This is a genomic window from Paenibacillus sp. Negev47 (genome assembly GCF_058313655.1).
Genome location: NZ_CM177754.1, coordinates 5,494,737 through 5,508,242 on the forward strand (window position 1 = coordinate 5,494,737; position 13,506 = coordinate 5,508,242).

Sequence of the window (13,506 nt, forward strand, 5' to 3'; positions counted from 1 at the left end):
GTGCTTCTTGTACTTAAGATTTGACGGAACCAACCATGATTCCTTTTACAAAATGCCGTTGCAGGAAAGGGTAAATGATAATGATCGGTAAAGTAGCGATGATGATGGTCGCCATTTTGATGCCTTCCGGCGAGGTGTGTGCAAGAGTGCTGTAGACGGCGGAACCCGGATCGACGGAAATATCGTCGCTCTCAAACAGCTTCTTGAGCGTCACCTGGATCGGCCACCAGGCCGGATCATTCAGATAATAGAGCGCAGTGGAGTAAGCGTTCCAGTGCCCCACCGCATAGAAAATGCCGAGTGATGCCATTGCCGGTTTGGACAGCGGGATCACGATCCGCCAGATGATGCCGAATTCCCCGCAGCCATCGATGCGGGCGGCGTCAATCAATTCCCCCGGCAGCTGTGCGAAGAACGAGCGCATGACGAAAAAGTTAAATGCGTTAATGGCTCCCGGCACAATTAGAACCAGCGGATTGTTGACGAGATGAAGCTCCTTCATCAAGATAAAATTCGGAATCAAGGGTGCCGAGAATACGACGGTCACAAGGACAAACATGACGACCAGGGAGCGCCCTTTGTACTCTGGACGGGAAACCGGATAAGCCAGCGATGCCGTTGCGGCGAGATTGACCAACGTGCCGAACAGCGTCACGCCAACCGATACTGCGAATGCCCGCCAGAATGCTGCATCTCCGAATACATATTCATAGTTGATCCAGGTAAAAGCAACGGGCCAGAAGCTGACCTTACCGCCCATTATCGCTTCCGAGCTGCTGAGCGACTGGGCCAGGACATTAATGAATGGCAGAATCATCGTCAACGAAAGCAGCGTAAGAAACGCGAGATTTCCAATGCGGAATATACGGTAGCGGACACTGGGGGTACGCATGATCTCGCCTCCTAATACAGGCTTTCGCCGGTTGTTTTTTTGCTGATAAAATTACCGAATAAAATAAGCGCCAATCCGACTACAGACTTGAACAACCCGATGGCCGTTGTATAGCTGTACTGCTGCGAGAGCAACCCGGCTTTGTAAATATACGTATCCAGGATTTCACCAGACTCCAGATTGAGTGGATTCAGGAATACAAACACACGCTCAAAGCCCAGATCCAGAAACTTCCCGATGTGCAGCAGCAGCAGGATCATAATCGTTGGCAGCAATGATGGCAGCGTGATCGACCATATTTGCTTCAGACGCCCGGCTCCGTCCACCTCTGCCGCTTCATACAGATCGGGATTGATGCCCGCAATGGCAGCCAGAAAAATGATTGTGCCGTATCCGGAGTCGCGCCAGATCCCGGAACCAATCAAAATGGAACGAATGTACGAGTCTTCTCCAAGAAAGTAGATCGGCTGCATCCCCAAAAATCCGAGCCCCTTGTTCACCACCCCGGCATCCATCGAGAAAATGCCCATGAAGATACCACTAATGACGACCCAGGACAAAAAGTGAGGCATATATACGATCGTTTGCAGCATTCGCTTGAACACAATCATCCGCACTTCATTTAGCAGAATCGCCAGCACGATTGGTACCGGGAATGCAATCACCAGATCATATAGTCCAAGCAGAAGGGTGTTATTGAGAATTCGCAAAAAATCATAATGGCTGAACATCTTCTGGAAATGCTCCAGACCTACCCAATCACTTCCGGTGATGCCTTTAAAAATGTTGTAGTTCTGAAAGGCAATGACTGAACCGAACAGGGGCACGTACTTGAAGAGGAAAAAATACAGTATGCCCGGTACCGAGAGCAGATAAAGTATCCGGTATCGCCACATATAACGCCCCGCATCCCCGAGCCGAGCGCTCAGGCTGGACGAGTGGTGCACTTCGGTTGAGCTCCGGCTTGACGGAACCATGTCCGCGGGCTTCACGTCTTCTCCCCTCCCTGCTTCTGTGATTGCATGATTCTCAAATTATCAGGAACGTTCTCGTCCCATGGGATCTCATTGAAGGAAACGGAAATGTACTCCGGCTCACGGTCGATAATACGCGAGAGCTCGCGCGTGAACACCTCCACTATCTCCTGCTTTTGCTGATCCGTCCTGCCTTCATACAGCCTGATCGTAATTTCTGGCATCCGAGTTAAGCTCCCTTCACCACATAATGTAAACGCTTTAACGTCTTTATCTTATCCTTCCCTCTGAAGGGTAACAATGGACTGTCTTTTCATTCACTTGTGTTTTCTTTAGGTCGAAATAGGGGCTTGAAGATATACAGCAATTCATTGCATGGATAAGCTGGCCTGTCATCCGTTTCGCTGGAGTAAGCTATTGCACCATAAACGAGATAATGAAGGAAAAACGAAAAACCAGCCCAAGGAACCAGTACCTAAGAACCATTTTTAGTTGTAAAGCTAACATTAATATGACTTTATAACGATATATTTTAGGAAGTAACTTACCTGGATTTCCTATGCGTGAAGTAGAAAAACCTTTGTAGAAACATGAAGAAGAATCATGAATCGGAGATATGCCATTCGCAAAAATAGAAGAACCCAACATTTTAGAAACAGAACGATTTCGATTACCCACCATATTGACGTTAGATTACATAGTGTACTCAACGTCCAGGTCAAGTACATTTTCATATTTTAGAAGGAGTGAACAATCTTGTTTAATAAGCTTCGCTGGAGTACCATGCCTTTCTTTGTTAAAAATTTGGTGATCTCGTTCGGTAGCATCACCTTAATTGGTATTATCCTGATTACCGCGGCTTACCAGCTGCAAAAGAACATTCTGGTGGAACAGTTGCATGACCAAGCCACTGTCATCACCCAGAAATCGTATAACGATCTGGACATCGCCAAAGTCGCCCAAGCCGCCAGTGAAAAAAGCTACGCTGGTCCTGTACAGCAGGAGATGAAAGCCTATCTCGATTCCATCCATGAGTTCTATCCAAACATCGCACAAGCGTACATTTTCGGTGCAGAACTGGAGCAAGGAAACGGAACGTCCATCATCGCAATTCCAACCAACCTGCTGGAACCATTCGAGCAAGACAATCTGCCCGCAGGTGCCATGTACCCACTGCCCGAGAATAACGTTGTGGTGCTGGAACAGATGAAGAAGGACGGAAAGCCGGCCTTCAGTGATTTCTACACCGATGACTACGGAACTTGGACTACACTAATCTATCCGATTAATAACGCAGATGGCTCCATGTACGCTGCTCTTTTCTTCGATGTCGATGCAAGTGCCGTTCCAAAAGGTCTGAACAAACTGCTTACGTACGGATTAATGTTCCTTGTCGGTTTCCTGATCCTGTTCATGGTGTTGCAATTCATTTTGCTAAAAAGAACGTTGCTGCCGATTCGCAACCTGATGAAGGGAATCGAGGAAGTCAGCACAGGCAATCTGGATGTCACCATTGATACAGGACGAGATGATCTGGGTGTCATTAATGAGAAGTTCAATACAATGATCGAACGATTCAACACGACGATGTTCAAGGTGCAAGCCACATCTAACCACCTCTCGAACTCATCCAAACAACTATTGGAGATTTCAGCGAAAAATAATGATAATATTCAATCCATCAGCAACAACATTCGTGAAATATCCACCGGCATGGTATCTCAGGACAAAGCCTCGGTGGAGAGTGCTCGCGCGATGACTGAAATGTCAACGGTTGTCCAGACGATTGCCAGCAGTTCAGCTGATGTGGCAGATGAAGCACTAAGCATGGAGCAACGTTCCAGTGCCGGTAATGAAGTGATGCAGCAAGTCATTGAGCAGATGCGCCTCATCTCCGGTGCAGTGCAACATACATCCGAGTCCATTCAGTCTTTGGAAAATAACTCGAACCAAATTAGCAACATTGTCAATCTGATTACGGAGATTGCCGGACAAACCAATTTGCTGGCCCTCAACGCTTCGATCGAGGCCGCCCGCGCAGGTGAAGAAGGAAGAGGATTTGCCGTGGTTGCAGGCGAGGTACGTAATCTGGCAGAGCAATCTCAGGAATCAGCGAAGCAAATTCGACAGTTAATTGAGGAAATTCAGCGCGATATCATTCAGTCTTCCGAGGCCATGCAACTGGGTTCCAAGGAAGTAACCAAAGGCTTGGAAGTCACGCAAGAGACTGGCGTATTCTTCGAGAATATATTGACTGCTACGAATAAAGTGGCGAACCAAATTCAGGATATCTCCAGCTCTACCGAAGAAATCTCGGCAAGCACCCAAGAAATGTCTGCCACGGCCGATGAACTCTCTGCCAATGTCAGCAAGGCAGCCAATAGCAGTAAACAAATTGAGCAGTCCATTGAAGAGCAGGAAGCCTCCATGGCAGCCATTGTGAGTGCCTCCGACGAGCTCTCGGTTGTATCCGAGCAACTGCAAGAACTGATTTCGTTCTTTAAAGTACGAGCAGAATAGAATTAATAGGATACAGATAACAGTCATAGATACAGTAAAAACCAAGGCTCATGAGTAACTGAACTCAAAGCCTTGGTTTTTTTGTTGTTACCAGAGTAAGTTCTGTACTTTCCCGGTATCATTTTTTAAATGACAGTATTTCTTCTGCATTTATCATCATCTTCTTCTCGTCACTGTAGCCGGAATGTTCGGATCGAAATCCGGCATTAAGAACAAGATCGACCTCACCATTCGATATATGTCTAACCTGCTCAGGTGTGAGGGTTATTTCAACTTCTTCCGAACACCAACGACCTTTCGTTAATTCTGTTACCAATTCTTCACTGGTACTCGACCTCGGCGGGAGAATCGTCTTTCCATCCATTTGCAGATCGATATCAAGAAGCTGTTTCGAATGGAAAATATCGTGGTTGGCATCTTGTCCTATATATTTGATTTCCGGTTGAAAAGTGAAGGTATATTCACCTTGTTGTTGGACGTTTAATCGAAGTTCATATTCACCCAGTTGCCTGGTTGCCGTCATCGTCTGTCCTTCTCTTTGAATTCGGTCTGGTGCTGTACCGTTGCTATCCAATGAGGCATCTGAACAACCGAGTAGGACAAAACACATCATAATGATATAGGAGAAATATTTCAATGTCGGCCTCCTTTCATTCTGATTAAGAATTGGGTTCTTCATTTTTGGACGTAGAATCGTACCAACAAGTTACATTGTTCATAAAATATATAGAAAATTCTCCCCTTAAGAGAAAGCATATCTAAACAGCCCATAGTATAAAGGTCCAATCCCGATAACTAATGTTATCAACATCAAAACTCTTCTCATCATAATCGGTAATCCTCCCAAAATTTCTTTCCCTTCGTAATCCTTTAAAAGCATCGCGAATAATAAATCCCATAACAAAGCTGCCACGGTAATAAATTTCCACACTGCAGGATTTAGAATAGCCGTTTCCGTAACATATCCTAGCAGCCCTATCCATGTAATGACGGATACGACAAAATCTATTTTGCTAAGTTTTGACTTGTACTTCCCTTTTAAAAAATACGAGAGTGATGCTGTGCCCAGCAACCCAAGATAGATCGTCCATAAAACGTGTTCCATACATATTCCTCATTCTTTGTTGAGTTTTATATTTCACTGTTTCTTCGCTACCCCTTTGCTATTATAGCTATTCAACTCTATAACTGATATATTCAATATTTTCCACATTATAGTAAATACTCATTCGTACTTCTTCTACTCATTTATTGTTTTCATCTCTCAGCTCACACCATGACAAAGATCACATCCACCTCCCCTCCTCAAGTGCTACAGTTATCAACGACCAACTGACCATAATGGTAAATCGGTCACCAAAGGGTTACCTTACCATTAGCCTTTCAACCTATAAGGAGGTGTATATGTCATGAAAACGATAGATCGAAGGCAACAGGTGATGGATTCTGCCGAGAAATCCTTTGCCCTGTTTGGCTACAAAGCCACAACGATGGAGCAGGTTGCGAGACTTGCCAATGTAGGCAAGGGAACGATCTATACTTTTTTCGAGAATAAGGAAGAATTGTTCAGCGAGATTCTGCGCTCAATCATTGCGGATATGAGACAGATTACGGAGCAAACGGTGAAGGAAGAGAACTCCTTTCTGGATAATGTGCATATGAGTATGGATTCTTTGCTGGAGTACCGGGAGGAACATGAACTGTTGATCAAGCTCTTTCAGGAGGTTAACGAGTTCGGCACGCCGCAAGCCAAGGAAGGTTTGCAGAAAGTGGAGACAGCCATTCTCGAATATCTGGAGCGTCAGGTGAGCCGTGCCATGGAATTAGAGCAGATTCGCAGAGAAAATCCCAAGTTGGTTTCTTTTGTCCTGCTGAAGCTATATGTCACCTTAACTTCGGATTGGAACAAAGCGCATCCTACGCTGCACAAGGATCAGATCAAGGATTTTGTGGGTCTCTTTCTCAAGAATGGCTTATCCCCCACGTAGAGATCGGCGTCCCACTAGATTCAAAACATAATAGAGATAGAACGAACGGATTAGCGTAAGGATAGGGAGAGAACATGATGAAATCATTCCACATATTTGGGCAGGATCTGAAGTCCGCCTTCAAGAAACCAAAAGTATTTATTCCGATTCTCGTCGTACTGTTCATTCCGGTGCTGTATAGTGGCCTGTTCCTGAACGCATTCTGGGACCCCTATGGCAAAATGAATGAGTTACCTGTGGCCGTGGTCAACACGGATCAGGGCGCAGTCTACAACGAAAAATCACTGGAGGTCGGTCAGAATCTGGTCGATGAATTGAAAAAAAGTGATGATTTCAACTGGCAATTCGTCACTCGCGAACAAGCAGAACAAGGTATGGAAGACAACACATATTATATGACGATTGTTATTCCAGAGGACTTTTCCACCAAAGCAACAACCCTGATGGATGAGCACCCTGAGCCGGCAGACCTGATCTATGAACCCAATGAAGGATACAACTTCCTCGCGGGTCAGATCGGCGGCACGGCGGTCAAACAAATTCGTTCCAAAGTCGCTGCCAAAGTCACAGAATCATATACCGAAACGCTATTGGATCAGGTAGAGAAAATTTCAGGTGGTTTGGCGGATGCCGGGAATGGCGCAGGTCAGATTCATGATGGTGCGATCAAGCTGGATGAGGGTGCTGCTACATTAAAAGAGAACCTGTCCAAACTGGCAGCAGGCACCGACAAGCTGGAAATAGGCGTAGTTCCGTTAAAAGAAGGTACGTCTACTCTCGCCCAAGGCATAGGTGATCTTCATACTGGCGCGAGCGCCCTGTCCAGTGGGCTGTCCCAATTGGCAGCAGCAGCCACGAAGCTGAGTGATGGAGCAACTCAGGCTGAGACAGGTAGCAAACAGCTACAGGCTGGGCTTCAATCTGCTCAGGAAGGCGCAACTAGGCTGGATGCAGGACTGGCGGCTTCCGAGGAAGGCAGTGCGAAGCTGACTGCTGGGCTGCAAAACTCTGTCGAGGGCAGTGGCAAAGTAAGCGAAGGTGCCAAAGCGGTTGCACAAGGCCTTGCCCAATTAGCAGAAGCCAGTCCGGAACTAGCCGCAAGTCCGGCTGTACAGCAACTCCTGGCAGCCAGTCAGGCCGTAGCAGCAGGCAGTGAACAGGTGTATCAGGGCGGACAGCAATTGGTCGCAGGCAGTCAAAGCCTGTACGCTGCACAGCAACAACTGCATCAAGGCAGCAGCCAGTTGGTACAGGGTGAACAACAACTGGTACAAGGAGCAACGCAGTTATCGACTGGACAAGAAAAGCTTGCGACTGGTCTACAACAATTCAATTCCAAATTATCCGAAGCAGCCGCTGGAGGAGCCCAACTTGCGGATGGTTCAGATCAATTGAATGCTGGTGCAGACAAGTTGGTTGTCGGTGTAAGCCAGCTTACAGACGGCATCTCAACCCTTGCAAATGGTTCACATAAGCTGGATGACGGTGCTGGTCAGTTAAAAGAAGGTACGCTTAAGCTAACAGACGGCTCTGGCGAACTTGCCACCAAGCTGAATGAAGCGGCTGAGCAGACGGGTAGTGTGAAAAAGACCGATGAACTGGTAACCATGTATGCAGAGCCTGTTCAGGTCGATGAGCATAAATATAATGAGGTACCTAACTACGGTACAGGATTCTCGCCTTACTTCCTGTCACTCGGGCTGTTTGTCGGGGCATTGATTGCCACACTGGTTGTGCCAACACGAGGCAGCACGGTTAGCGAGGCAAGTGGCTGGAATCGTTTTGTAAGTAAAACGTTGGCTTTCACGCTGATGAGTGCTGTACAGTCCCTGCTTGCTTCATGGCTGGTCTTGTACGGCTTGGGTCTGGATGTTCAGAGCGTTCCATTGTTCCTCTTGTTCAGCTTTGTTACCAGTCTAAGCTTCATGTACATCATTCAGGCACTGGTGACTTGGCTGGAGAATCCGGGACGTTTCCTCGCGATTCTGATGCTGATCTTCCAGCTTACTACCAGCGCGGGCACTTTCCCGCTCGAACTAATTCCAAATTGGCTGAAAGTATTCAACCCTTGGCTGCCTATGACCTATTCGGTAACGGGATATAAAGCAGTCATCTCAAGTGGACAGTTCGGCGTAACCTGGAGCCAGATCGGCATTCTGTGTATCTTCGCCGTGATCGGTCTCGGGGGAACCTTAACGTATTTCCTGATGCATCGCACCACGGAGGACGAAAACGTCAGCAGTGAAGTCACACTTCACGCATAATACGGATACAGATAAATTTAAATAAGCAAAGGCATATCCCCTGTCCTGACTCGCTGAATGACAGCAAGTCTGGCGTAAAGGGATATGCCTTTGTTCTTTTGTTAGTTTCGATATTCGGATTAGTCGAGATTCTTCAAAATGTTTTGGTTTATAAATCTACTAAACTCACCTAGTGATTAATAGCATCGATATTATTCCTATTCCTTTTCCTAGTATGTAGAGTACATATCAGAACTCGAGATAGCGAAAGTAAATAACAGCACGAGCGCAATCAGTAATAAGTATAAAGCTACACTGATGATTCCACAGACAAGGCCAGCAATGGCTAATCCTCTCCCCTGCTCCATGCGGTTCTTAATTTCTTTGAGCGATACGGAGGCAATGATGATAGCAACAATACCAATCAATAATCCCACGTATGGAATCATGATGGACAGTATACCCAAGACAAGAGCTGCAATCGATTTGCTATTGGTTTTTGGTGCTACATAAGGTGGTGGTGGCAATGTGTCACTATAATAACGATCTACATTATTAATATCTCGTTGATCCAAAGTAATTCCTCCTTCTTTATTAAGTAACATCATTATAATGTTTCAATAGAAATATTTGTTCCATATTTTTCGAATTAATGAATCTGACTTCGTTATTGACTCTGTAGATATCGTGTAATGGTATCCATAACACCAAAAAAAACACGTAATGAGTATATATACTCAATACGTGTTTCGATCATCCATTTTTTTCAGTTCATCATAATAAATCACAGATTTAGTGCTTGTATCACCTCATCACATGTTCCTATTTGGAACCCCAGATCGATTGATTGTTGGAACCAATCAGTGAGAAAGTCATCACTTCGTTATGGCTAGATAACTCATTCTTCTGTTTGAAGAATATACCTTTGTACGTCACTCCGTTAATGACCATCGTGCAGTAATACGTACCGGCAGTATTCGACCATGTACCGGTTACCGCGCCAGATATCGTTCCGTTAGCATTCAGTGTTACACTTTGGGTGGGAATCATACCTACGTTGCTGGTGGACGCATCCAGCCCCATATTAACGAATTGGTACGTTCCCGTCATATCGGTTGCACTATACCCAGTGGGAGAGATTTTGCTTCCCAAAAATTCGTACACTGCTGTCACCGGCCATTTGTCGACGTTCAGGAATTGCTGATGCGCACGAACCTCATGATACTCAGATCCGTTATTGAATCGGGTATGGTAGATCAGGTACCTCGCCCCATCCGTGTCAACAAATGCGGAGTTGTGCCCTCCAGATTTGTAACCAAGCGGTATACCGGGCAGCGCATAGTTGCCGAACAACTTCACACCCCGAGTTGACTGATTAACCGAAGCAGATTCATATACAGCCTGATTTCCGGCGGCATCGGTATATGTTCCATCAATCGTGGTGGAGCGATACACGCGAAGATGATAACCGCCTTCACTGGACAGCCAGCCGTACGTTACATACAGATAGTAATAACCTGCATCCTTGTCATACACGATATAGGGAGCTTCTCCCGTTTTCCCATAACCTCCTGCAATACGCTTGCCAAAGTAACGGTCCGTATTGCCACTATCCGATCCCGGATATATCGGCTGGCCTGTGTCTGGATTGATTTGAAGGATATAGATTCCCCCTGACCAGGATCCGTAACTCATCCACAGTTTGCCGGAGCTGTCGTAAGTCAAGGTAGGATCGATCGCGTTGGGGAAAAGTGTATTATTAAATCCACCATTGTTCAAGAACCAGCCGCTCCGTGTGCCGGACAGATTCCCTTTGTCGATCAGCTCGGGAATGTTGGTATTCTGAACCCAGGTGTTCACGGTTTTGGTTCCAAGCGACGACGTGGTCGTGATCGGATTGCTTCCACTCGTGAATCCGGAGTAGACGATCGTATCAATGTATTCGTAAGGCCCCTTAACGGATTTGGATACGCCAAAACCGATGGCTGAGCGAATATAGGTGGACGATGTGGAGTAATACAACATATAGGCACCCTTGGAACCGTCCGCCCATGTATATGAAGCATTGTAGATCGGCGATGCTGGCGCCCATACCGCATGACCGCCGGAGCTGTCCTGATCATTATAACCGGCCCACGCGTAGGATACTGCCAGAGCTGATGTCAGCGCAGCCCCCGAACTTCGGGATGCATTGCCGGTGCCACCTGCTTTGACCAGTTCCCATTTCTGCATATCTCCACCCCAGTAATTCCATTGCTGTATACTTGCACCGGCTGTCGTACTGCCGTCAGCCACATCCAACGCACTGCTATATCCGGAAGCCTTGGTTAACAATGCAACCGTTCCGTCATCGTTTTGCTGAATTCGAAATAACTGCATGGTTCCACCCCAATACGCCCATTGCTCAATACTGGCACCGTCGGCTGCTGAACCGCCATTGACGTCGAGAGCGCTGTTGTAGGCCGAATTGGCGGTCAGAAGATAATAGTCCCCGTTGCCGTAGTGCATTATTCTGAACTTCTGCGCGTCCGATCCATTATAGGACCACTGACGAATGCTTGTGCCATCGGCAGACGAGCCATCGGAGACATCCAGATATAGGCCGCTGTTTTTATTTTTAATGTAATAGTAGCCTTCGAAGGTAGATGGTGCGTACAAGGTGCTGTTCGCATACCCTTGTGTTCCCTCGTATGACCAGTTTCTGAGATCTGTGCTGCTGGCCTGAGCCATATGCGAACCGTATATGTAGTACTTGTTCGTGGTTGAATCGTAATAAATGGACGGGTCGTGTACAGATACTCGTGTTGTATTCGAAGTGGTCGATGAACTTGCTGCGCCTAATGCATTTCCACTGCCTACGCTGGCGGCCAAAAGAACAAAAACGAGCAACATCATCCCCAGCTTGTTCCATAACTTGTGCACAATTTGCATGATCGGATCAATCTCCCTTCCTATTGGGTTACTTATATATCAAATTAAAATTATGTTTTGGTATACCAAAACTAGTTAAGCGCTTTCATGAATTAGAATGAATAATCCATCCTAATTCCCAAATTCACTCTTATGGAATGCGCTTTCATTATTTTAGAATGTATATTAGCCTCCTTTCATCGTGATAAGGTGTCTATCGATTAATAGCTTCCAAGCTGTATACACCTCATATTAATGGTATTCCTTTGTCGAAGTAAGGGTTTTTTTGTCGTTTGTAAAAATAAATAAATATGTAAATAACTTCTTTAAATATGAATAAACCCTTCCCATTCCAACTCTAGTTATCACCTCTTGATCCAAAAAAAGATACCCCAAACTTAAATGGGATATCTCTCTTTTTGGTTTCCTTTTCCGTCTATCCTTCCACTTCCACCCGCTGCAAAAATGTCCGAGTGCGTGCAAGCTTTGGATTGCCGAAGATCTGTTCTGGTGGACCTGCCTCTGCGATCTCGCCGTTATCCATGAAGAATACGCGATCCGCAACGTCACGGGCGAAGCCCATCTCATGCGTAACAATTATCATCGTCATATTTTCCTGTGCAAGTTGTTTGATTACGCGTAGTACTTCCCCGGTCAGCTCCGGGTCGAGTGCCGATGTTGGCTCATCGAACAGGAGAATGTCCGGCTGCATCATCAGTGCCCGCGCGATAGCAACACGCTGTTTCTGTCCACCGGACAGATTGGCCGGATAGACATCGGCCTTGTCCGACAGCCCTACTTTGCCGAGTAATTCCAGGCTACGGTACCGAATGACACTTGAGCTTTCTTTTTTCAAAGTCTTCGGTGCGAGTTCCAGATTATCCTGAACGGTCAGATGCGGGAACAAGTTGAAATGCTGGAATACCATACCCATGCGATCCGTCATCTTGCGTATATCCGCAGCACCCGCGTAACGGCCATTATCAACCAACGTCTGATCCTGAATGCGAATCGTTCCGCCCGAAATATCCTCCAGATGAATCAGGCTGCGCAGCATCGTACTTTTCCCCGAACCCGAAGGCCCAATCACCGCAATCACCTCGCCTGGTTCCACGTTGAAGGATACCTGCTTCAGTACATCAAGTGTACCGAATGATTTTCTCAACTGATTTACTTCTATTATATGTGTCATATGCAGACAGTCCTTTGATTGATCAGATTTAATTTATTCAAATGAAAACCGCTTCTCAAGTGCCTTGAACAACAGCGTAAGCACAAGTGTCATGAGCAGATACATCATCGCTGCCACGAAGAAAGGGATCAGCTGCAAGTCGCGATTCACCGCCGCTTGGGCGTAATACAACAGCTCAGGTACAGCCACGGCGTAGAGCAGTGCCGTATCCTTGATGAGCGTAATGGATTCATTGGCCGTTGCAGGCAATACTACACGAATCATCTGAGGAATGATGACTTTGGTCATCGTCTGCCATTTCGTTAGTCCAAGTACCTTTGCTGCCTCATGTTGCCCTTTATCAATGGACAGCAGTCCGCCCCTGAAGATTTCAGCAAAGTACGCCGCATAGTTCAGGATGAACGCAATTCCCGCTGCTACAAAGCGATCAAACACCAGATACTCTCCAATCACCGGAAGCAACGGTAAACCGAAGCAGAAGAATAGAATTTGGAGCAGTAGCGGTGTTCCTCGCATCACATATACATACGTATGGGCAATCCATGCTAGCGGTTTAATCTGGCTTCTCATGGCGAGCGTTACCGCAAATCCAAGCGGTACAGAGAGCACGATGGCGAGCAAGAACATGAAAATCGTGGTCTGTGCACCTTCTAGCATAGGTTTTAAAATGGTCGATAGATAATCCCAACTCATTATTTTGTCTCCTCTAATCTGTTAACCCCGCATTCCTCTGAGGCATAAATCGCTCCAGCATGGAATACGGGGTCCGTTTTGTTTCAAACTATAT

12 protein-coding genes are annotated in these 13,506 nt (G+C 46.4%); 3 read left to right on the plus strand and 9 right to left on the minus strand.

Annotated elements, in window-relative coordinates:
• Positions 1–13: 13 nt before the first annotated feature.
• The 3 genes from AC4G47_RS24810 to AC4G47_RS24820 are packed head-to-tail and all read right to left on the minus strand — an operon-like array spanning position 14 to position 2,090.
• Complete coding sequence (locus tag AC4G47_RS24810) at positions 14–892, minus strand: carbohydrate ABC transporter permease (RefSeq protein ID WP_491103227.1); 879 nt, start codon at positions 890–892, stop codon at positions 14–16.
• An 11-nt stretch (positions 893–903) separates the two neighbouring features.
• On the minus strand, positions 904–1,884 hold the full coding sequence (locus tag AC4G47_RS24815) for an ABC transporter permease (protein ID WP_491103228.1): 981 nt from the start codon (positions 1,882–1,884) through the stop codon (positions 904–906).
• Positions 1,881–2,090: a tautomerase family protein gene (locus AC4G47_RS24820; RefSeq protein WP_491103230.1), complete on the minus strand. Its 210-nt coding sequence runs from the start codon at positions 2,088–2,090 to the stop codon at positions 1,881–1,883. Before AC4G47_RS24820 ends, AC4G47_RS24815 begins: the two co-directional genes overlap by 4 nt.
• A 559-nt stretch (positions 2,091–2,649) precedes the next feature.
• Between AC4G47_RS24820 and AC4G47_RS24825 the strand changes: the two genes are divergently transcribed.
• Complete coding sequence (locus AC4G47_RS24825) at positions 2,650–4,386, plus strand: methyl-accepting chemotaxis protein (RefSeq protein ID WP_491106786.1); 1,737 nt, start codon at positions 2,650–2,652, stop codon at positions 4,384–4,386.
• 118 nt (positions 4,387–4,504) lie between these two features.
• Here the strand turns inward: AC4G47_RS24825 and AC4G47_RS24830 are convergent, their stop codons facing one another.
• Positions 4,505–5,023: a hypothetical protein gene (locus AC4G47_RS24830; protein ID WP_491103231.1), complete on the minus strand. Its 519-nt coding sequence runs from the start codon at positions 5,021–5,023 to the stop codon at positions 4,505–4,507.
• A 105-nt stretch (positions 5,024–5,128) separates the two neighbouring features.
• Positions 5,129–5,491, minus strand: coding sequence for a PIN domain-containing protein (locus AC4G47_RS24835; RefSeq protein ID WP_491103233.1), 363 nt, complete (start codon positions 5,489–5,491; stop codon positions 5,129–5,131).
• 304 nt (positions 5,492–5,795) lie between these two features.
• Between AC4G47_RS24835 and AC4G47_RS24840 the strand changes: the two genes are divergently transcribed.
• Positions 5,796–6,374: a TetR/AcrR family transcriptional regulator gene (locus AC4G47_RS24840; protein WP_491103235.1), complete on the plus strand. Its 579-nt coding sequence runs from the start codon at positions 5,796–5,798 to the stop codon at positions 6,372–6,374.
• A 77-nt stretch (positions 6,375–6,451) separates the two neighbouring features.
• Positions 6,452–8,638 carry a YhgE/Pip family protein gene (locus AC4G47_RS24845; protein ID WP_491106787.1) on the plus strand — a complete coding sequence of 729 codons (2,187 nt, stop codon included), beginning with the start codon at positions 6,452–6,454 and terminating at the stop codon, positions 8,636–8,638.
• Between the two features lie 209 nt (positions 8,639–8,847).
• On the opposite strand, the gene AC4G47_RS24850 is transcribed toward AC4G47_RS24845, so the two are convergent.
• From AC4G47_RS24850 to AC4G47_RS24865, 4 genes are all read right to left on the minus strand, one after another.
• Positions 8,848–9,192, minus strand: a complete 345-nt coding sequence (locus AC4G47_RS24850; protein ID WP_491103236.1) for a DUF4190 domain-containing protein — start codon at positions 9,190–9,192, stop codon at positions 8,848–8,850.
• Positions 9,193–9,439: 247 nt separating this feature from the next.
• Positions 9,440–11,548, minus strand: a complete 2,109-nt coding sequence (locus tag AC4G47_RS24855; RefSeq protein WP_491103237.1) for an RICIN domain-containing protein — start codon at positions 11,546–11,548, stop codon at positions 9,440–9,442.
• A gap of 415 nt (positions 11,549–11,963) precedes the next feature.
• On the minus strand, positions 11,964–12,719 hold the full coding sequence (locus AC4G47_RS24860) for an amino acid ABC transporter ATP-binding protein (protein WP_491103238.1): 756 nt from the start codon (positions 12,717–12,719) through the stop codon (positions 11,964–11,966).
• A gap of 33 nt (positions 12,720–12,752) precedes the next feature.
• On the minus strand, positions 12,753–13,412 hold the full coding sequence (locus tag AC4G47_RS24865) for an amino acid ABC transporter permease (RefSeq protein ID WP_491103239.1): 660 nt from the start codon (positions 13,410–13,412) through the stop codon (positions 12,753–12,755).
• Between the last annotated feature and the right edge of the window lie 94 nt (positions 13,413–13,506).